The organism is Thalassospira lohafexi (genome assembly GCF_002844275.1).
In the GTDB taxonomy this organism is placed as follows: domain Bacteria; phylum Pseudomonadota; class Alphaproteobacteria; order Rhodospirillales; family Thalassospiraceae; genus Thalassospira; species Thalassospira lohafexi.
The window spans coordinates 298937-320862 of the sequence record NZ_NXGX01000001.1 but is presented as its reverse complement, the minus strand read 5'-3'; the positions used below and the strand labels follow the sequence as shown (position 1 = coordinate 320862).

18 protein-coding genes are annotated in these 21926 nt (G+C 46.1%); 4 read left to right on the top strand and 14 right to left on the bottom strand.

Annotated features, from left to right (window positions below):
* Positions 1 to 3: 3 nt before the first annotated feature.
* The 6 genes from COO92_RS01410 to COO92_RS01385 are packed head-to-tail and all read right to left on the bottom strand — an operon-like array spanning position 4 to position 7394.
* Positions 4 to 1410 carry a hypothetical protein gene (locus COO92_RS01410; protein ID WP_101299245.1) on the bottom strand — a complete coding sequence of 469 codons (1407 nt, stop codon included), beginning with the start codon at positions 1408 to 1410 and terminating at the stop codon, positions 4 to 6.
* Between the two features lie 32 nt (positions 1411 to 1442).
* Positions 1443 to 2597 (bottom strand): NAD-dependent epimerase/dehydratase family protein, encoded by a 1155-nt coding sequence (locus COO92_RS01405; protein ID WP_101299242.1) that lies wholly within the window; start codon positions 2595 to 2597, stop codon positions 1443 to 1445.
* 47 nt (positions 2598 to 2644) lie between these two features.
* Positions 2645 to 3343 (bottom strand): acylneuraminate cytidylyltransferase family protein, encoded by a 699-nt coding sequence (locus COO92_RS01400; RefSeq protein ID WP_022731145.1) that lies wholly within the window; start codon positions 3341 to 3343, stop codon positions 2645 to 2647.
* A 15-nt stretch (positions 3344 to 3358) separates the two neighbouring features.
* Positions 3359 to 4510: a UDP-N-acetylglucosamine 2-epimerase gene (gene neuC / locus COO92_RS01395; protein ID WP_133125027.1), complete on the bottom strand. Its 1152-nt coding sequence runs from the start codon at positions 4508 to 4510 to the stop codon at positions 3359 to 3361.
* Between the two features lie 9 nt (positions 4511 to 4519).
* The gene (locus COO92_RS01390; protein WP_101299237.1) at positions 4520 to 5536 is read right to left on the bottom strand and encodes an N-acetylneuraminate synthase family protein; all 1017 of its coding nucleotides are present in this window, start codon (positions 5534 to 5536) and stop codon (positions 4520 to 4522) included.
* Positions 5537 to 5555: 19 nt separating this feature from the next.
* Entirely contained in the window at positions 5556 to 7394 is a 1839-nt protein-coding gene (locus COO92_RS01385) for an ABC transporter ATP-binding protein (protein ID WP_101299234.1), read from the bottom strand.
* A gap of 265 nt (positions 7395 to 7659) precedes the next feature.
* On the opposite strand from COO92_RS01385, the gene COO92_RS01380 reads away from it, so the two are divergent.
* Together COO92_RS01380 and COO92_RS01375 are read left to right on the top strand one after the other, a co-directional pair.
* Positions 7660 to 9729, top strand: a complete 2070-nt coding sequence (locus tag COO92_RS01380) for a B12-binding domain-containing radical SAM protein (RefSeq protein WP_101299231.1) — start codon at positions 7660 to 7662, stop codon at positions 9727 to 9729.
* Positions 9730 to 9768: 39 nt separating this feature from the next.
* Positions 9769 to 11145, top strand: a complete 1377-nt coding sequence (locus tag COO92_RS01375) for a hypothetical protein (RefSeq protein ID WP_101299228.1) — start codon at positions 9769 to 9771, stop codon at positions 11143 to 11145.
* A 16-nt stretch (positions 11146 to 11161) separates the two neighbouring features.
* Here the strand turns inward: COO92_RS01375 and COO92_RS01370 are convergent, their stop codons facing one another.
* The 7 genes from COO92_RS01370 to COO92_RS01340 form a co-directional block, all read right to left on the bottom strand.
* Entirely contained in the window at positions 11162 to 11989 is an 828-nt protein-coding gene (locus tag COO92_RS01370) for a methyltransferase domain-containing protein (protein ID WP_165792249.1), read from the bottom strand.
* A gap of 96 nt (positions 11990 to 12085) precedes the next feature.
* Complete coding sequence (locus COO92_RS01365; protein ID WP_101299224.1) at positions 12086 to 13003, bottom strand: hypothetical protein; 918 nt, start codon at positions 13001 to 13003, stop codon at positions 12086 to 12088.
* 80 nt (positions 13004 to 13083) lie between these two features.
* Positions 13084 to 14112, bottom strand: coding sequence for a UDP-N-acetylglucosamine 4,6-dehydratase (inverting) (gene pseB / locus COO92_RS01360; protein WP_101299222.1), 1029 nt, complete (start codon positions 14110 to 14112; stop codon positions 13084 to 13086).
* A gap of 95 nt (positions 14113 to 14207) precedes the next feature.
* Positions 14208 to 15182, bottom strand: a complete 975-nt coding sequence (locus tag COO92_RS01355) for a hypothetical protein (protein WP_133125024.1) — start codon at positions 15180 to 15182, stop codon at positions 14208 to 14210.
* A gap of 7 nt (positions 15183 to 15189) precedes the next feature.
* A complete protein-coding gene (locus COO92_RS01350; RefSeq protein ID WP_101299217.1) occupies positions 15190 to 16497 on the bottom strand; it encodes a DegT/DnrJ/EryC1/StrS family aminotransferase in 1308 nt (435 codons plus the stop codon).
* A complete protein-coding gene (locus COO92_RS01345; protein ID WP_101299215.1) occupies positions 16498 to 17532 on the bottom strand; it encodes a Gfo/Idh/MocA family protein in 1035 nt (344 codons plus the stop codon).
* Complete coding sequence (locus COO92_RS01340) at positions 17517 to 18257, bottom strand: cytidylyltransferase domain-containing protein (protein ID WP_240626275.1); 741 nt, start codon at positions 18255 to 18257, stop codon at positions 17517 to 17519. The genes COO92_RS01345 and COO92_RS01340 overlap by 16 nt, the downstream gene beginning before the upstream one ends.
* Before the next feature lie 107 nt (positions 18258 to 18364).
* Here COO92_RS01340 and COO92_RS01335 point away from each other — a divergent pair, with 107 nt between their 5' ends.
* Both COO92_RS01335 and COO92_RS01330 read left to right on the top strand, forming a co-directional pair.
* The gene (locus COO92_RS01335; RefSeq protein WP_101299214.1) at positions 18365 to 18844 is read left to right on the top strand and encodes a GNAT family N-acetyltransferase; all 480 of its coding nucleotides are present in this window, start codon (positions 18365 to 18367) and stop codon (positions 18842 to 18844) included.
* A 26-nt stretch (positions 18845 to 18870) separates the two neighbouring features.
* Positions 18871 to 20520: a capsular polysaccharide export protein, LipB/KpsS family gene (locus COO92_RS01330; protein WP_101299211.1), complete on the top strand. Its 1650-nt coding sequence runs from the start codon at positions 18871 to 18873 to the stop codon at positions 20518 to 20520.
* 268 nt (positions 20521 to 20788) lie between these two features.
* Here COO92_RS01330 and COO92_RS01325 read toward each other — a convergent pair whose 3' ends face one another.
* Positions 20789 to 21925, bottom strand: coding sequence for an N-acetyl sugar amidotransferase (locus COO92_RS01325; RefSeq protein WP_240626313.1), 1137 nt, complete (start codon positions 21923 to 21925; stop codon positions 20789 to 20791).
* Position 21926 lies beyond the last annotated feature (1 nt).

The window sequence follows — 21926 nt, the reverse complement described above, 5'->3', positions numbered from 1 at the left end:
ACCTTAATTCTTCTTGTTTTTCTCAGAGGTCATGCTTGCGGCAAGACGACGTAGCGCTTGGCCATATCTAGGCCCGGACATGTCGACAAAAAACGCCGCAGTCTCTCGCAGTGACTGCTTTATGTCCTGTCGGTCTTTGATACTTAGAAGTTTTGCCACACCTGCAACCATCTGATCCGTTGTATCACTGACGAGAATACCATCACCCTTCAAATCTACGAAATGCACCAACCTAGGGCCAAGCTCTGAAACAAGCTTTGCCATATCACCGGCGACTTCCTTGGGATGCAAAATCTGAACCGGTTTTTCATGCATCACCGCTTCGAGGAGAATTGTAGACAAAGGGGAAACAACCGCATCAATCAATTTCATCAAACGAGCAGTGACTTTGTAATCAGCAAGATCAAAGGCAGAGTACTTTGTCTGATTTAGAACCTGACTATCGTAGTAATCTTTCATGAATGGGTCGAGAGACACGTGCGATAGACCCAGATCATAAAAGCTTTTCTCACCTGGCAGAAGCGGACCTCTCCATGGGTGAGGACGATAAAGAATATGACATTCTGGGAGTATCCCTGAGGCAATTGCTTTATCGAGCGTCTCCAAATGCACCGACTCAATAACACTTTTGCTTGTCCCGCCATAAAGGACAATCGGCACTCCCTTTGGAACACCGAACATTTCGCGCAAAAGATGATCGTCTTCCTGAACAGGATCCCGATAAACGTCAAACTGCGCTGCGCCCAGTATTTCCAGCCGATCTTCAGGTATACCCATATAATCACGCGCATGATTATATGTTTGGCGTCCCCAAACCGCCAGCTTATCAGGAAACCCTGTTACAGCCGCCTTTTGAGATGGATTGTCCCAACTATTCATCAGCAGCAAAGAAGGGATTGCTTTTTGTCGCGCCGCCAAAAGAAGGTCATTAATGAACATACCTTGCAAAATGGTGGGATGAATAATCAAGTCAGGCTTTTCTTCGTCAAGAAAGTCAATCATGGGCTTGTAAACGCCCATGCACGCTTTAAAGACAAGACTATAAAGCGGATACAATTTCGACTTCACGAGGAAGTTGTATCTATCAACCCATTTTGGTTGACGTGTCAAATACGCCAGTTCGAGCCGGTCTTTAAAGTAGTCTGATTTCCGGAGATTCCACAGGGTGCCAGGTGTGTATAAGTGATCCCAACTGCCGCCTCGTGTGCGAGGCAAATCGAACCAACACCAGTCCTTCAATCCCAGAACAGAAGGATCTGTGTATACAGATTTTTTTTCCGACGAAGAATCACGATGAAAGACATACTTGACGTCAAAGTCTTCTTCCAAATCGTTTAGTACGCCACTTTTGATAAAGTGGCGTACTAACATGTCAAGATCCACGAAGATCAGTATTTTTTTGCGTTTCATCAAGATGACCCTGGAAACAGCTTCAGCTAGGCTTAGCTTTGCTTCCACTTCACCCGAGGAATGAAGACATCGGTGTCTACTGCGTCTTTCTGTGCGCAAACGTTTGCTAACATAGCGTCTACGACGTCATCTGTCAGCAGCGTCGGCTGCAGTCCGAGTTCGACCAGTCCAGTATGAACCGCATTATAATAATGGTTTTCTTGTTCGACACGTGGATTGGCCAAATAATCCACCTTACAGTCCAAGCCTGCGCGTAGCGCTGATGCCTGAACCTTTGTTGCCAAATCAAGAACAGAGAACTGTTCAGTAAACTGGTTGAAAATTCTAAATTCACCCTGCTCAGGCGAATTATCAGCTGCCAAAGCAACACAAGCGATCGTGTCCTTGATGTTCAGGAAACCGCGTGTTTGTGTACCATTTCCATAGACAGTCAGATTACGGCCAACGGCTGCCTGTGATAAGAAGCGGTTAAGAACCGTTCCGAAGATATCGTCATAATGGAAAGATGTTCTCAAATCATCGTGCAGAACGGTCTGATCTGTGTCCACGCCATAAACGACCCCTTGGTTCAAGTCGGTAGCTTTCATACCCCAAATACGACAAGCAAATTCAAGATTTGCAGAATCATGTACTTTTGAAAGGTGATAATAGCTTCCCGGCTTCTTTGGATAGAGCACACGGTCCTTACGACCTTTATGCTCTATCTCAAGCCAACCTTCTTCAATATCAATGTTAGGCGTGCCATACTCACCCATTGTACCGAGCTTAATGAGGTGCGCGTTGGGAACAAACTTCTGCATGGCAAACATGACATTCAAGTTGCCAACGACGTTGTTGTGCTGGGTATAAACTGCGGCTTCACGGCTTTGCATTGAGTAAGGCGCTGACGGTTGCTCCCCGTAATGAACAATCGCATCAGGTTTAAAAGCTTCGAAAACAGCATAAACAAATCGATGATTGCAAAGATCTCCGATCTTCACCTCAATCTTTTTGCCTGAGACATTTTCCCATGTTTTCACCCGGCGGTGTAGAGTAGATACGCTCCAGAGTGGCTCGATGCCCTCTTCCATCTCCCATTGACGCTTGGCAAAGTTGTCGACGATGCAAACCTCATCCCCTCGCTGAGAGAAGTGCATCGCTGTCGGCCACCCCAGGTAGCCATCACCACCAAGAACCAAAATGCGCATACCTAAAAACCTTTCTAATCAAACACGGGAAATCGCAAAAAAACAGACTACCCCCCATAACGAAGACTTACTTGCTCTGCAAGGAAATAATCCAACTCTTCGTCTATGGTAATTGCCTCTATGTTCGAAACTTCAACATAACCAATTGGCCCACTTACAAGCGATAAATTCTCAAGAAAATTTTCCACTGAGGTCACATATACAGCATTGGCTAAACGACACAGGTTCCGCATATCTTGACGGCGTATAAACTCATACCCCTCCCCCTTTAACAAGCGATCCAGGGTTCCGTCTTTTCTTTTTGTAAAGATGTTGTTTGGTTTCCTCTCCAGAGGACAGACAGAAATGATCGAACCATAGCTGCCTGTTTCAAACTGGTGAACAGCACGCCTGATTGTATCAGCTGTTCGAAACGGAGTTGTTGGGTCCGTGAACAGCAAACGTTCAAAATTGCGTCCTGTTTCCTGTTCTGCCTCTGCGAGAGCATGCTGTATTACGGGTATAATGTCTGCATGATCGTCAGAAAGCTCCTTGGGGCGCAAATTGCGAACTTTGACTCCCATATCAAATGCTAATTCTGCGATCTCAGCATCATCAGTCGAGACGAAGATCTGATCCACCACGCCACTATCAAGGCACGCCCTAATTGCACGCTGAATCAAGGGCACTCCTCCGATGGGAAGTTTGTTCTTCCCAGGAACCCCCTTAGATCCGCCTCTTGCAGGGATTATCGCCAGACAAGACATACCAACTCCGCGCTATCAATATACAATAGTTTTGTTTAATGGGGGTAAGTTGCCAACAAGAACATTTGCGATGCTTTCACCGGCAAAGCCATTTCCATAGAGTTCGTCGGGTTTCAACTTGCCCTTCTCGGCCTGCTCAGCGATCGCCGCTATGAGCGTTTCAAGTTCAAAACCGACATCAAGAACATTTGCGCCCCGTTGGCGATTGAATTGACGCGTGCCAATATTCACGACCGGAACCCCCAACCAAGACGCCTCCCTAATTCCCGAGGAAGAATTCCCCACCAAACACACTGCCATATTCAAGAGCGTTGCATAAAGGTTAAGAGGCAACCCACCTGTCGCAATCACAGGAAACGCATTTGATTTTATCAAAATATCTAAGTGCTCATTCAACTCAGCAGCGCCCGCATCGTCGTTGGGCTTAACCCAAACGGTGGGCAGCCCCACCTGCCGAACCGCGTCAACCAACATTTCATACTGAGAAGCTGCATCGCCATACTCAGTCACCACAGGATGGTGTGACACAACAATAAAGCGGCTTTTCAAGTCCGGAGTGGTTCCAACGGCATGCGTAGCCAGATAACGGCGGACCGCATCGGAATCGTTTAAATCATATTCGCGTATTACGTCCAGACTTGGCGTTCCAAATGCGTAAATGGTCTCGGGGTCTTCCCCCATTTTAACTAACCGTTCTGCCGCATCTGTATTTGCAGGAAAGTGTAAGTGAGATAGCTTGGAAACAGCGTGCCGAATTCTTTCATCGATTGACCCCGATATCTCTCCTCCTTCGAGATGAGCAATCGGAATATTCAGGCACAACGCCGACTGAGCGAAGGCTAGTATCTCATATCGGTCCGCTACGAGAAAAACCAATTCCGGTTTCAATTTCTCGAAAAGTTCCGCGGCAAGCATTGACGCTTTCGCAGCCGACAATGCCACACTTTCTAGCGATTTCTGGCCGACAATATAGTCCAAAGTTCCTGCTATTGAGAAACCGTCATCAATAATCTGTTGTCCGACGCCACCATATTCAGCATTCAAAAGCTCTCCACCCAGAACAATCTGTAATTCCACATTAGTTTTCTGCTTCAACGCCAGTAGAATAGAACGGGTCTTGCCATAGTTTCCTCTGGTGGTGAGGATAAAACATATCTTTCGTTGCATCTGAGGCACCTACTCAATACCCGTCAGGTCTATTTTTTCATCTTTTGCGAAACAGCGAGACGTAACGCGACCGAGAAGTTTTTCCATTTGGTCTGCCGGGATACCACCTGCCGGCCGCTTCGTCGTAATATCAGCTTCTGCCAAAACGTGGCCTGCGGGAAGCTGCCTGACGGCAACAACCGATTTGAGTGCCCAAGACATACCGCCAGCCTCGCATTCGGCAGGCTTCTTAACGCCCGACCCGATCATTATTTCCATTTTTCGAATGTCATCGACCAGTTGAGCGAGGTCCTCCGGTCCAGCCGAAACCTTCCAATCCTGCGCATTCGGAATGTCTCTTAGAATGGTTATGTGTTTTTCAATTATCTTAGCGCCGCGCGCTACAGCTCCGAGAACCGCCAAGTGATCTTCGGTATGGTCGGAATAGCCGACAGGTCCACTAAAAACCCTTGCGAGACTATCCATCGCGGCGATGTTAACGTCGCCTGCTGGGGTTGGGTAACTTGTCACACAATGAAGCAATGCCAGTTCATCGTTTCCAGTGCTCTCAAGTGCTTCAAGAAGCTCAACAACATCCTGCTCGGTATACATCCCTGTGGAAACGATCATTGGTTTTCCAAGCTTGGCCAATTTCTTGAGAAACCAGTGATTGCCAAGCTCTCCCGATCCAACCTTAATGGCAGGCAGGTCTAGTTCTTCTAACCAAGACAATCTTGATTGATCGTGTGCAGTCGCCATGAAAAGCATACCCTTTGACTCAACGAACTCCTTGAGTTCAAAGACCTGATCTAGGGTTAGATTTCTCGGACGCAGCCTGTCCTTCCATTCTTCAGCTTCGGCGGACAACAAAGTATCGACATCAAAGATCTGAATCTTGAAGACATCGGAATTGCCCTCTGCCGCCAGATCAACGAGATCACGGGCCATACCCATGTCACCAAAATGCGCGACACCTGCTTCTGCAATGAACAAACATGGCGCGTCACCGCCAACGACACGGTGAGCAATCTTAAATGTTTTCTTCATTCAATTTTATCCTGTGGCTTCAGAGAGTCTCGCTTCGAACTGAGATAAGTCCAGAAAAGACGCCCTGTTTTGTTAGAAGCTGAGAGTAAGTTCCCTGCTCAACCACTTCACCATGATCCAAAACAAAAATCTTTTTTGCGTTCTCTAAAACACCGTACCGATGGGAAATCATCAGAACGATCATGTCTCTTGACAGTCCCTCAAACAAGGCACGCATCGTATTTTCCATTTGCCCGTCTAAAGCACTCGTCGCTTCGTCCAACAGCAGCATTTTTGGTTTTTTATACAAGGCACGCGCAATCGCAATTCGTTGGCGCTGACCTCCGGAAAAACGACCACCATAATCACCGACACTTGTCTGCACGCCGTCCGGTAAACTCGCCACGAGAGAGGATAAACCTGCCTTGCAAAGGCAATCGTTTACGAGATTGAGATCGATATCCTTGTAGCGAACCCCAAACGCAACGTTCTGCAAAATGCTCCCATCCACCAGAAAAGGAGATTGCGGCACATATGAGATGCATTCTCGATAACTAGAGGTATTAAGCTCAGAAAGCGGCCTCTTATCAAGCCACACCGTGTCTGGCGAAGCGTTACTCAACCCCATCAAAACATCTATTAATGAAGTCTTTCCACCGCCTGAGGGACCAACCAAACCATAGAGCCCACCTTTTTCCAGCTCTATACTAATGTTCCGTAAACTAGCCCGGTCCGTCCCACCGATTGAGAGACGCTCCAATTCCAAAGAAACCTTTTGCCAAGCCATTTCCCGACAAGAGACCCCTTCTATACCAGAATTTTTGATTTGGTAATTGGTCAAATCATCCTGAAGCTCAGCTAAACCAAGCAAGAATGGGTGAACTTGCCAGTATTTGCCAAGGTTAACCGCAAGCCGGTTTGCGACAGGCAGCGCTCGAGAGGCGACAATCCCAAGAATGGCAACATTCGCTGCAATTTCAGCCAAAGGCATTCCTGCCCCGTACATGATGAGCACAATCATCAACAGACTGAACTGGCTCAGAAAGTTAATAAACTGTGGAGGCACTTTTGCCCACAGATTGAGCTTCATATGGGTGCGACTTGCCGTCAAGACAGTCAAATCAATACTTTGATCAAACCATTTCGGCTCAAGAGAATAGCGAATATCTTTGTATCCCCGCAGCAACTCACCATATTTGACATTCATTTCGTTTGCTTTTTCACGACTGATTTCTGCGTAAGAAGTCAGTCTAGGTCGTGAGATAAAAACAATAGAAATAATAGCGCTACCGATCACGGCGAAAAAGACGATCCCCTGCCATGGAATAGTGAAACACAAAATAAACACAAGAAATAAAATAACAACAATATCTGACAATGAAGTCATCGTAAAAATAACGAAATCCCTAGCAAAATACTGGGTGTCTTGAAAACATACCCTCACGACTTCGCTTGCATTTACTTTAGAATGCCAACCAACATCTACATTTTGAATAAGATAGACAATGTGCCTGGAAATTCTTTGCCAACGCCCAATACCAAATTTTAGAACGAGCCAAGACATAAGTACGCTTGAGAGAAAAGAAAATAAAAGAAGTACTGCGGGTATGCCCGCATAAATCCAAATCAGCAGCTCTTGATCAACATTCTTTAATAATCTATCGAGGATTTCTGGCATGCTCCCCATATCCCCACCAGAGAGGATAAATTTAAAAAAAGGAGCAATTGAGTACACAGCAATCATCTCGAGACAGCCCGCGGCCAGCACAACAAAGAAAAGCGCAAACATCAACTTCCGCTCTCTTGGTGTCATTAAACCAACACCGAGCCGCCAACTATTTACAAAATTATTTTTGCGATAGTCTTTAATAGTCTTCATCTCAACACTCAATGATGCACCACACAGCAGTACAACGAACAATTCACATCGCGAAAATCATTGCTATGACGATGTATCGGCTACGATTAAATTATCATCGAAACTCAACAGATCATTTGGCACATTTAACCTGTATAACGAAACTCATCTTAAACTGATAAAAAAGCCAAAGTCCTCTAACAATTCTTTATGTTAACTGGTATAAACCGCTAGGTTGCATAAACAATCAACTATTTGACGACACCAAATTGGGGCTAATCAAAGCATGAAGCATCCTTTTGTGATTTTCATTGTCGATTTTACGTACACGCAACAAGGCCTTCAGTCTGAAATTGCCCCATCGGCGATAGGAGGAATTGCGACCTACGCAAAGAAAATGCACGGCGAGGCCATCGAATGTCATGTCTTCAAACAACCGGAAAAGTTTTCTAAGGCGTTTGACGACAGAAAACCAGACCTGATTGGTTTTTCGAACTATTCTTGGAACGCGCGCCTTTCATGGGCCTTTGCACGGCGCATCAAGTCTCAGCACCCGGAAGTTAAGATTGTCTATGGCGGGCCACATTATCCACTTCCTCGCTCCGAACAGGAACAATATCTGCGCGAACATGATGAAATGGATTATTTCATCATCAAAGAAGGTGAAGTCGGTTTTGCAAGCCTAATCGGACATCTGCTTGAAGATCCAGACAACCGTCCGACTGAACTGATTGAATCAGTGCACTGGCTTGACAGAGAGACCGGGAAATTTTATCTCGCCCCGCCAAGTGCAAGGCTCAAAGACCTTGACGAAATTCCATCTCCGTACCTGAATGGCGATATGGACGAGTTCATTGATGATGGCTTTATGCCTATCATTCAAACAAACCGAGGATGTCCGTTTTCTTGTACTTTTTGTGTAGAAGGCACCCTCTACTACAACAAAGTTCGCAACAAAGGGCACGAGCGCATATTTGCCGAGCTTGACTACATCGGGAGGCAAATGGCGCCGCGTGTGGCCGAGGGAAAACGAGCTGACCTGTTTATCGCGGATTCGAATTTCGGGATGTATAATGGCGACTTGGAGATTTGTGATGAAATCGCTAAATGCCAAGACCAGTACAACTGGCCACAACATGTAAGTGTCGCCACGGGCAAAAACCAAAAGCACCGAATCATTGAGGCTGCAAGACGATTGCGGGGTGCCATGCGCCTTTCCGGCTCGGTTCAGTCGCTGGATGGAGACGTCCTGGCCAACATTAAGCGTAAGAACGTCTCTGCTGACGATATTATGCAAGTTGCAATTGAAGGCGGAAAAGCAGGTGCCTTGACCTACAGTGAAGTCATTCTCGGGCTTCCAGGCGATACAGTTGAAAAGTTCAAGAACACGGTTTCACGATTACTTGATGCCGGCTTTACCAAGGTAGAAGTATATACCTTGATGCTGCTGCCTGGCTCAGAGCTAGACGACACAGAAACCCGTGAAAAATTTGGCCTTGTTACAAAGTATCGTGCTATTCCACGCTGTTTTGGTATTTTTGACATCGCTGGTAACAGCTTTGCTGAAGGCGAAATTGAAGAAGTCGTTGTAGAAACCAACACCATGTCGTTTGACGAATATGTTGAATGCCGCGTGTACAGCCTCTTAATCGTGCTTATTAACAACGACGGATACTTTGCGCTTGCCCGGAAACTATTGAATGACAATAGCGTTGGAATGTTCGAAGTCATTGAACATATATACAATCGTCAATCGACCATTCCCGCGAAGCTAAAAACCATCATTGATAGCTTCCGAGCTGAGACCCGCTCTGAACTGTGGGAGAATCAGGACAATCTAGCTGAAGCTCTTAATTCACCAACGGACGTTCAGAAGTATATTGATGGTGAAGTCGGTAACAACGTTCTTTATCGTCATAAATCGATGGCCATAATTCAAGCTTTCAAAGAAATTGGCATGATTATGGGCGACGCCGTCGAGACCCTTTTGTCCGACAAGCTAGGTTCCTTGAACAGCCCTCAGAAACAGTTCATCGATGAGCTAATGGTTTGGTGCACCAACTACGCCATTGATGTACTTGATGGAGCTGCGGCAACGCCGGCACATGATTTCCATTATGACTTCGAACAGGTTATCGAAAACAACCAGTTTGGGTCCATCACCGCCCCGGGCCCGCGCCGAACTGTCCGATTTGTTCAAGACGAAAAGCAAAAGCAGATGGCTCAGTGGTATTTGAACACGTATGGTACGGAGCTTACCGGGTTGACCCGCCTACTGACACGGGTAAACCTGAAACGCCTTTTGCGCAACCCTGAGCTTGTCGAGGAAAAACAGGCCACAGTTGCAGCGCAATAATCACACCGTTCAAGCTTTCTGACCTTAGTTGGTATAAGTATGTACTTCATAATTAATCTTTCCGGCCTGCTGCTTTCCTTGGCAGCCGTGGTCTTTCTGTGCGTCTCAAGTGAGACATATCTTGTAAGCCCTAAATACATTTCAATTTATTTGGGATTTCCCATCATATTGCTAGCTATATCGGCTCTCGGATGCCTTATAAAGCGGCTCAGGGATTATTCAGCGATCACGCTTGTCACAATGGGTATTTTCCTAATTGGATTTGAGTTGTTTCTTTATTCACAAACAGATCCTTACAATAAAATCCAAGCTAGATCGGCTAATATATCAAGTCATGCCGCGCAAGCAGGTAGACAGTTTGACGAAAGAACTACATCACAGGTTATTGATGATTTACGAAAAGACGGTTTGGATGCTTGGCCAACTTTCAGCCCGACCACCTTTTTGCTGAATGGCCTGCCTGACGGTATCTCTATTGACGGGACACCAACCCTGCCCCTGACAAATGTAGCCAACAGCAAGTCGGTTTACTGCAATGAAAGTGGGAAGTGGCTAGTCTTCCAAAGTGACAACTTTGGCTTTAATAATACTTCATACTATCCTACTGAAGATGAACCACTTGATGTAGCGCTTCTGGGAGATTCATTTGCCCAAGGCGCGTGTGTGCAACCTGAATCTTCCGCACAGGCTCAGCTGAACAATAAAAGTATTCCCACACAAAGTTTCGGGGTCGGTGGCACAGGTCCACTTATTCAACTCGCTCTGCTAAAAGAGTATGTTGCAGCAAAGACGCCGAAGCACGTGTTCTGGTTTTTCTATGAAGGCAATGACATGCACACGAACATGATCATTGAAGAACAGAACAGCAAACTTCTTGCATACCTAAAACCCGGTTTCTCCAACAAGCTTGCCTCAAAACAGTCACAGATAGACCAAGCTCTTCGTGTATTTATCGCAGAGCAATTTGATCAATTGAAGGAGTCGGAGTTAGACATGAAGACACCTTCTTTCTCGGCCAAGGATACTCTCAAACTGATACGTCTGAGGACAGCTTTAGGCCTCGTGTCATGCCCCAAAACAAATCAAAACTTCTCGCTTCTGAACGACATTTTCGTTGAAGCAGACCGTGAAGTTTCTTCTTGGGGTGGTCAATTGCATGTGGTTTACCTGCCTGCATGGGATACAAGCTGCGACCTTTTTGACCCATCCGCGCCTGCCGAAGACAGTTGGATGCATAACATAGTTACCGATCTAGCGCAGGCAGCGGGAATCAACATCATCGATGTGAAAACGAGACAATTTGAACTTGGAGGCCCAGAAGCATTTTACTGGTATCCGGGCTCCCACTTCAACGATGCAGGCTATTCCCTTGTGGCTGAAATGATCGCCAATGTCACACAATCGGACAATAAGTGACATTGGCTATTGTTGATCAAAACGGAGGATCGAGTAAGGCGGCCTGTTTTATAAAGCCAAGGCGATGATTTGCCTGCATCAGGCCAACTGAATTTTCCTTGGAAATCTCGTCATGCCAAAATAGTTTCATTCCGATATCATGCAAGTACTTCACGTGCTTAGCAGCTGGATAGTAATGAGGTTCATCGACAAACTCTTCACCCGACGCAGGAGAAACAACAGCCTTTTCTTCCATATGCCTTCCATAAGTAAAAACAAACCGCCCCCCCGGACGAAGTATTCTATTTACCTCATCGAACACTTGTGTTGGTTTAAGGCTGTATTCAAGAGTGTTGACCATCGTCACGACGTCAAATGAAGCGTCATTAATTCCGTTCATGTCTTCCATATTCATCGACATGATCTTCGGGTTAATGGAAAACAGATCAAGTCCAGAAATATTGTTCCAGCGGAACCCTGCAAAATTCGCTTGATGTAATTCAAGGACGTTCCGACAACCAATGATCAGAAGTTTTTCATCCTTTAAATCGCGCCATGGCGTTGTTGCAATTTGATAAATCGGTTCAACACGCCGTGATGTCGTAACAAACTTATTCAAAATCTGCGTGACGTTATGCCGTATGGCACGAGCTGCAGCAGACTGATCGCTAGCATCTGGTAGCGGAGTGCTTTTGATTCTCTGCCGGTCACATGACTGCACAATTAAACCGTAGATGCCAAAAATGCGGGGCTTCATCATCAGCCGCGCAAACAATCTGTGGTCTGAAGGGCTCTTCGCGGGGTGCCGCAAGGCACGATACAAAGCAGAAGCGAATTGACGTAAAAAACTCTGACGGCGGAACAATGCCGATCTCCCTTGAATAAGTATTATCGCCATACTGGCATGTATTGATTTCTGATCAAGCGATCCGTCAATCAGCACCTAGCACTCAAAATAACTTCAGAAAGCTGGATCTTTTGGATAAGGAACCTTTTTGGGACGACCTACATTGAAATAATCTTCGATATCTGGGCTCGTGATGCTGGGATACATATGGAAAATATACGCATATCTTTCGTGCCCAGCAGCCGGATATCCGCCGCGATGTATGCAATTGTTCCGGAAAAGTACAAGCATCCCGCCTTCACCTTCCGGCTGCGAAACTTCACCTTTAAAGTCAGCAGCAATTCGTTTTTCGTAATACTCACACTTCAGACGGCGAATCGCAGCAGGTTCAGTAACGCCACCAGGTTTTCTAACATGTTCGCGTTGATATTTTCTCGCGCCACGAAGTAAAGTTTTGGTGTGTCCCCAGTGTACAGCTTGAAGTGCACCGCTCTCTTTCGTTACACCATGAGGCAAAAACATCACATTGATGCATGATCCAGGCCCAGCATCGCTATGCCAAAGCTGGGAAGCGACCGCACTTTCTTGCTGTCGGTGACTATACATCATCACCGCATACAGCAATTTATAGTGGCTGCTGTAGATAGCCTCCAGAGCGTGCTTTAGGGGGCCTTCGAACAAGGGGCGCAACTCTGGAAAATCCAACAAAATGTTTCCGTTGTAGTTTTCAATGTTGGCCGTACTACCGCTGCTCCATTTTTCTGTCACTTCACGGTACTTCTCCAGCGCCTGCATGATGACTTTGCCTACTGCAATCGTCTCATCGTTCTGGATTGATACTATACCTTTGTCACGGAACTCCAATGCAAGCTCTGACCATTCTGGCGAGCTCGAATGTTGGTAAGCTGCCTTGCATTTCTGATGGTACTCATCATACACAGCAGCATTTTGCCAACCAATTGCAGTCCCGTATTTATCGAAGCTGCGGTTTTCAAGGAAATCGTGAATAAAGTCTTTCGCCAGCCTTAACATGTTATTGCCCTGCGTTTATTCGAAACCCCAACAATGACAGCGTATTTCCGCCCAAAAGCGACCATGATGGTTCGAGTTTGTTAACCGATCATACTCATCAAACCTTTGGGATCTAGCCATTCCGTATTGCTATCGCTTGAATAATTGAAGTCGTCGCCCACTTTTCGATACCCTTCAGGCAAGCCAGAAGCAGAACTTTCACGCCACATATCCATGTCAGGAAGAACCGCATAACGGTCGTCGCTTTCAACTGTATGCCGGGCATCGTCTTCAGTTACCATAACTTCATGCAGTTTCTCTCCAGGCCTAATTCCTATAATGCTGATCGGCATTTCAGGAGCAAGAGCCTTTGCTAGGTCGACCATCTTCATACTTGCGATTTTCGGAACAAATATTTCCCCACCGTTCATTTGCCCTAAACAGGACAGAACAAAATTCACGCCTTGCTCAAGCGTGATCCAGAACCGTGTCATCTCAGGATGAGTAATAGGCAAAGTCTTGGCATTGTTCTCAATCAAACTTTTGAAGAGTGGAACAACACTACCTCTTGAACCGACAACATTGCCGTAACGTACCACACTAAAAATAGGGCCGCTTTCTCCTGCAAGGTTGTTTGCAGCCACAAATATCTTATCTGATGCAAGCTTGCTCGCACCGTAAAGGTTCGCAGGGCTTGCGGCCTTGTCGGTAGAGAGAGCAATCACTTGCTTGACCCCAGCATCTATACTTGCCTTGACGACGTTCTCCGCACCAATGACATTCGTATGTATGCACTCAAACGGATTGTACTCTGCGGCAGTGACATGCTTCATCGCTGCTGCGTGGATTACGATGTCGACCCCCCGCATAGCCATGCGCAAGCGCTCACAGTCCCTTACGTCACCGATAAAGTACCTCATGCATGGATAGGTGCTATTAGGAAAGACCCGCGCCATTTCATATTGCTTCAGCTCATCGCGTGAAAACACAATGAGTCTTCTCAAGCTAAAACGATCCAGCAGTTCTTTCACAAAACGTGTTCCGAACGACCCCGTACCACCAGTAATCAAGACAGTTTGGTTGTCTAGGCAGGGAATATCTTTATCAAATTTTCTAAGCTCATAGGTCATGCAAAAGGTACCCTGAAGAATTGGCCTGTTAATTATTGGGTGTTCTATGATAGTCGCAATGCTGAGTCCACTTCTATCAGACAAGGCATCCAAGCCTAATCGGCCAGGAGGTATACTTGGGCCTCTCGCAATATTGCTTCATCAACTACGCCACTTTTTCTGCCAACGACCCAGTCTGAAGAATAGATTGCATCTTTGGGACTCCCTTGACTGCTAACGATGACCGGGAACGTAAACTCGGCAGATTTCATCCATTCAAATTTGGAAATATTCTCTCTCGGGTGCGGCCTAACAACCAAAAACGGCTTCGACACATGAGGTCCGGCTGGAAGAGAAAGGCGTTTTTTTTCAAGCGACGCGAGCAAATCATACAGCATTTGAGTCTCATCAAACGGCGGTTTTCTACCCTTCTCAATCATTTCCGCGCCAACTAGCGAAACAAACAGAACCAATGTTTGATCGGTTGTTGCACCCCACTCAGATCGAAGATCATTAAAACCCTCTCCATCGGCTTTTATCCGCTCATGAGCCAAATTAGGCAACACATGAACATTTTTCATGGGGAAGTTTTCGAGTTCGAACCCCTCGCGCACTCGTTCATTGGAGACCACAATTATGTCTGGCTCAAATCGACGGCGATCAAGGTCAAAACATCTTTCTAACAAATAAGTATCGTTATCTGCCAAAATGACAACCCGCACACCTTGTTGCGTTGCAGCCATCCACAATGCACGCGTACGGATCGCGTCCACATCATCTAGTCCAGTCACTAGAACGGTTGGCGCGCAAACTGCGACCAACTTACAAGCCCAAGCAAACTCTTGGTCCTGATCTGCTTCGGCCTCACCGACATCATGGGGCGCCCCGCCATAATGCTCCCATACATTGACGGCAGGTCCCCAAGCATTTATTCGCAGTCTGGCATTCTGGTCAACATTCAAGATTTGCAAGAATTTTTCCCGCAGGGTCCCATTCTGGCTTTTGTGCAATAACCAATGCAATCCGACAAGCATGTTAGCCGAACCAGGATCTCGACACGCCATTAGAATAGGGCCCTTACCGGCGTTCATCGGATTTTTAATCCCCATAGAGGTCGTCAATATTTTCTATGACCTTCTCAAACGCGAAAACCACATCGTCCAAATCGTCTTTGGAGAAGCCCGGCCTCATAAGTTCGTGGATGATTAGGCTCTCTCTAAACGCTTTCTCGCAGTTTGGCGCACTACCTGGTTGATAGCTTTCAGTCGCCACTTGAGATGCATTTTTAAAAACGGGATGCGTACGTTTCTGATAAAATGACTGCATATAGAGGGGCCGAACATATCCACCACTGCACAAAACACCCTCTGCTTCTCTAAGACGACAGGGAGCTAGTTCCGCGCGTATTGCAGCGACAAAAGTGTTTCTGTGGACACCTGATACTTCAGAAGTATATGTAATTGGATGCACATAGTAGCAATGGCGGTTATCTGAATCCACCTTGAGGAAGGAAAGGCAATCTGAACCAGAAATCTTACTCTCTAGATATTGTACATTCTCAATACGACTGCATATCAGATCGTCGATCTTTTGTATCAAGCTATTGCCAATAGCGGCTTCAATTTCGCCTAAACGATAGTTAAACCCAACCAAATCTCCGTTGTATTCTATGTTTTGATCTTTTGACTTGGCGTCGACAACTGCTTCTGCATGGTTCCGGATCAGCATCAAACGATCAGCAAAGCGGTCGTCCTGAGTAACGACAACGGCCCCCTCTCCTGTATGGATGTGTTTGTGATAATTTAGGCTGAATATTCCGATGTCTCCCAAAGTACCAAGTTTTTTGCCTTTGTATTCACCCATAGGGGATTGAGCACAATCCTCGATCACAACAAGACCACGAGACTTGGCAAGCTTCATGATAGGTTCCATATTGGCCGGGCCACCGAAGATATGAACAACTATGATGCCTTTTGTTCTATCTGTCAGCCGAGCTTCGATTGTATCAGCTGATATACAGAAAGTTTCCGGATCAACATCTGCAAATACCGGGTTCGCACCACATACAACCGGGGCCATCGCGGAGGCAGACATTGTATAAGGTGAAACAATCACCTCATCCCCTGGGCTAAACCCCGCGGCAGCACAAGCTGCATACAAACCGCTCGTCGCCGAGTTCATGGAAATCGAATATTTGCTGTCAAAAAGCTTCGACCAATTGGCTTCAAATTCTTGAACCTTTGGCCCCCCGAAGAAATCTTTGTGCCAAGCCCCCAGATAACGCGACAAAATCCCGCTCTTCATAACGTCGGTAACTGCTGAAATCTCGCCATCACCGATGACGTTGTATGAGGGAAAAAGATTGGTTCGTACTGGATTTCCGCCTTTAATCGCGAGCTTGGACATTCAAGAAATTCCTTTGGTTAAAGCATCATCACCATTCTTCTCAACCATCATCGCTTTAATTTGATGGCAAATCATTTCCTGACTCAGCATCCAATTTATGTCACGTCGCATCAGAGTTCCATGTTCAAAAAATGCCCGCCATTCACGCCAAGCATTTGCAAGAGCCATTCTCTGATTGCCGTTGAACACTGATATATCCTCCGGATAGAGGAGCTTGGTATATTCGGGATGAGGAACGGGTTTTCTTAATACAATTCGCCTGCAGCCGTCCTCTAGGCGCAGCACCACCTTTTCAAAATGCAATTCAATCTCAAAGAAATTGTACAGCTCGTGGTCAAGTTTGTGCAAAATAACGTTGGCGCCAGCAACTGAAAGGCTAGCACAAGCTCCGTGGTTTCCTTCGCCATTCAATCGGGCAAACGCACAGGTGACCCCTTCATTAATCCCCACGGGCCCAAGAAGGTCGGAAAGGAGCGCAATCATGTGGGGGCCGTTGTGCGTAATGTCTTTGACAAAAACACCTGTCCCGGCCTGAAGTTCTCCAAATTCGCCTGACATAATCCTAGAACGCAGCTCAGCCATAGTATCATCCCAAAGCCGCAGAAAATTAACAGAAATGGTCATGCCTTCTGCCGTTGCTTTATCAACAAGTCTTGTACTTGCTTGCGGATCGTCAGTTATTGGTTTCTCACAGAAAACTGCCTGGATATCTTGTGAAATAGCAAGTTCAAGCGCTTCTTCATGATACTCGGTTGGACTGGAAATGACCAACATGTCTACTTCAACCTTGGCATCTCTGAAATCTTGCAATGTTCTATACAGGCCTGCCATTGGAAAAACTGTTTTCGCGCGTGCCAATTTCTCGGAGGATGGATCAACGCAAGCAACAACGTCGAACCCTCCTACTTCGCGAATTGCGCTGGCATGATCCAAAGATCCTATACTCGGGCCAAAATCAGGTTGGTTAGGATTACCGTAACCAAACGCTATCTCACCACAACCAACAATTCCGACAGATATCAATACTTCACCCACTTATGTTGAACGTCGTTGTTGATATCTCGAAGCCATTGATTTTTGCTCAGATAGTTCAGTACATCATCCAGTGTGAATTCAGGGTGATGCGGATACAAACTCTCGAAAATACGACTGATCACCTGATAGTCTTCAGGTGTATCAAGCGTTAATCGCAGTTTTGGATCAAACTGATGCTCTGGCGCTTCAATCCACCGAAGGTCATAGAGTTCAGGATGACGATAGATGAACAGACTAACATGTTCGCGTTCTTCTGGATCATTAGTACGAGAGAAGGCATCAGCCAAGATTTTCGTTGAGAAAATCTGAACATCCATTCCGATAGGGTAGCAACGTTTATAAACGTTTGAGCAATAATCCGCCTCTTCTGAGATGTATTCTTCATATACTTGGTTGCAGATTTCTGGATCTATCAGTGGGCAGTCGCTTGTCGTCTCAATGATGGTTTCAACGTCGTAGTGCTCGGCGGCACCAAGAACGCGCGACATGACGTCATTCTCGCTTCCTCTATAACAAAGGATCCCCCACTGTTTTGCATACTCCACCAAAACATCGTCTGTGTCGTTATGCGTCGTACACAAGATAATCTCGTCGGAAGCACTTATTCGACGCAGCCTCTCAACCATGAACTCTAGCAACGGACGCCCCATCGCAGGTTTCAGAATTTTCCCTGGCAATCGCGTTGACGTCATCCTTGCCTGTATGGTCACTGCTGTTTTAATCATGGTATGTGTACTGACCTAAACTTAACTCAAACTCATCGCAATCTAACGATCTGAATTATTACTAACCAAAAAGCCCCTAAGCAAGCATCTACTATGTTGGTAAACTGATGGAAACTATCGACCAGATTCGGCTAAAACCCGCGACGATGAGTTTACTCAGTCAAAAATGGGTAGATTGGTTAAATGACATTGAAGTCGTCCGGTTTTCAAATCAAAGAAATCAGATGCACACCTTGGACAGTCAACGCGAGTTTCTAACCCGAAAACTGAACGACCCCAGTTCAAAACTGTTCGGAATTTTTTTTGCCTGTGCTCACATTGGCATGGTGGAACTTGGCAACATCAATCCAGAACGGGATTCTGCAGAAGTAAGATACCTGATCGGGGAGAAGACACTTTGGGGTAAAGGAATTGCTAGCTTCGTCGTCAAAAAAATGGTTGAGATGTCGCGAGAACTGCAAACCATCAAACTTCTGGAAGCCGGTGCCGACACACGGAACACAGGATCAATTAAGGTTTTGCTCAAGAACGGCTTTCAACCAGCCCACGAAAAAGACGATATTCAGTGGTTTCGAAAAGTAATTTAAAAACTTTAAGTAAGAAAATAGTAGTAATGAAATTGTTAAATAATCTCAAAAAGACTGTTGGAAAATTTCAATCCGAACTACAGCGTAAAAGAATAATGAAGGATCGAATACAGTTCGATTCGGCGCTGCTAGATCTCATTGACGAGACGAGACCGAACTCAAAACCGAATATATCTGCATTCATTGATTGCACTTGGGAAAACCCACATTTCTGGTACAGGACATCACTTCTTGTTTCCGCCTTAAATATTGAGCTCACGTCATCTGTTGGTTACATTGGATATTTTAGACATCGCGAGATTTCCAGTACGTTAAAAGCATTCGGGATCTCAAACAAAAAGCATCACAAGCAGTTGATGCCTCCTGTGAAAGACGTGACCGAACTGGCGAACGATCTGATCGCAAAGACGACCTCTCCAAACGATATTGTAGAATGGAAATTACCATTCGATTTCCCCGGAACCGTGTTCTACGATACTTTGCTCAAAGCGCAAAAAACCGGCTTCGTTGATCATCGACGACATGGCTTCAAAGAGCTTTTGATCACCTGTCTACAATCATTGATTGCAACCCGTAAAGCGCTTGAATCCAGCGATTCTGACATTGTCATATGTAGCCATAATATCGGGGAGATTGCGGCGCCTCTCGCATGGCATGGCCTGCAACTCAATAAACAAGTGTATATATTGTATGGTGACTTCGGTGGACAACGTTTTCAGAAAGTGAACTCAGTTGAGACGTTTTTGCGCTGCATTGCTCCGCCGACACGGTCAGAACTCGATAACAGCAGTACACAACAAAAAACGAATCTTATCCGAAATGGAACCGAATATCTCGCAGAACGATTTGCCGGGCAAGCGGGAGATATAGCTTCCGCGCTTGCTTATACTGGTGAGAACAGTGATCTGCAGTACGAAGAAATGTTGAGCGCTTGCAACTGGACAAGCGACAAACCGCTTATCTCGATTTATATGCAGAACTGGTTTGATTTTCCGCACAGTCTTGGCCTGGAAAGATTCAGAGACTTTTACGACTGGATAGAAGCAACCTTTGCCGTCATCCGCGAACAGAAAAACGTAAATTGGTTGATACGAGCGCATCCACTTGACGAACGGTATGGCGTAACGGAAAACGAGTCTGTCCGTTCAATGGTTAAGGCGCTTGACCTAGTTCACATAAAAAGTTGCCCATCCCATATCAACAGCATGACTGTTATAAAGAAATCAACCGGGATCATTACTGCGTGCGGATCAATAGGACTTGAGGCCACCTGTCACGGAACACCGGTTTTAGTTGCAGAGAAGGCTTGGTACGGGGAACATGGCTTTGTTATCGAACCAGGCTCGCGCAGTGGTTACCTGACAACACTAACGAGAGCTTGGTGGACTGAAGTCGATACAAAGAAAGCTAAGGAGTATGCAGCACGTTACTCCGGTTTCTATTTCGGGTATCCTGATTGGCAGAAAGGCCTCATCCATCAGGATGACTCGCAACAGTTCGGGCTTTATCCGGGATTAATGCGCCTAATGAACGAGACCAGAGGTCAGATTAGAACTGAAATCCTAACCTTGCGTGCATGGTCACAATCAAGCAGCACGCAGTACCACACTTACAAGAACCTCCGCGCAAACGATTATGTGCATGCTTCAATGTCAAACAGCTTGCTGTCAAACTAGAGGTTAGGCTCAATTTTCACAGCGCCTAGTTTCGAAAACCTAACCATATAGGGGGTAATTTCGGCACATCTTTCGTACCCAACAGTGATCTCGTCTTATTTATGTCCTTAAAGTACTAAAAGAAAGCGCGCCCCATCAGGAAAACAGCACCTCATCTTGATCGCCAAGATTAAACCAAGTTAGCTGGTAACTCTGTTTTCGACTGGGTTTACCAAGTTTCAACGATCAATTACACGTATTCTAATTGGGTTAAACTCCAAGCTACCTGCTATGCAGAATCAAGTCTCTGAGCCATCTCCCAAGACGTCTCCAACTTTTCCTTTAAATGCCAATTATTATCGCGAATCTCCCAGATATCTCTATTTCGAAAACCTTCAACCAAGTCCCAAAACTCCTCCTCTGGCATATCAACGAATTTGCAGAACCTTCGAATATAATCGATGTCACACTTGCCGTCGAACTTACGACAAAGTTCAATGCCCTCATCACGGGTAAGACGTCCCGCACGGATATCAAGTGCAACCTGCTGAGCCGTTTGCCCAAAGCCTAATTTGAGATACTTTACAAACTGGTTGACGATAACAAAATCCTCATCAAGCATTGTGTGGTTGTGAAGGAACCCCGTCCGCGCAGGATCTGCATCTTTCCCTTCGCGCACTTTCATGCCACGTTCGACAGCAAAACGAGCATTGTTTTCCTGATCATAATCTTCGATGTAGTAGCCCAGATAAATTAGTTTCAGATCATTTTTTAGAATGCGTTCTTTTTCAGGAAACCTGAACAAGAACATTTTTTCTTCCGTATTATAGTCATCCAAATACGGCGAAATATCACCACCGCGCAGAGTGTTCATAGAGACAACGTTTGTTGCATCTCCATCACGCGATCCACTTCCACTACCGACGGTGACAAATGGGTTCTCTCCTGCACAGGCCAATGGAATGTTATTTTGCAGTGCAGTGCGTGGAATACTTGCATAAAGAGCCAAATCCGAAGGATTTACCCAGTTCCCAAGTTTGACGAATGAATGCTTGATCGCCCGGCGAAAGACCTCCGGTGAGGGCTGAACCGTTATGACGTCAAACCCTTTGTGGATGAGATTAGTCAGATTGCATGCACCCAAATCTGTTTGCTGCATTGGCGGATAGACGAATGAAACCAACAACGGGTTCATTCCAACCTCACGCGCAAAGTATGCAAGCCGAGTGCTATCCTTTCCGCCACTCACCCCCACAATACAATCATATCCCATTGGAGATCGTCTACTCTTTGCCCACTCAACGATCTTGGCAAGCTCGGCCCGGCGTCGGTCCCACTCCGCAGCGTCATACGAGAGAGAATATGCGCAAGGCGTGCAGAGACCATCTTCTGTGAAGACCTGTCCCGGACGCGTATCGGGCTCCACA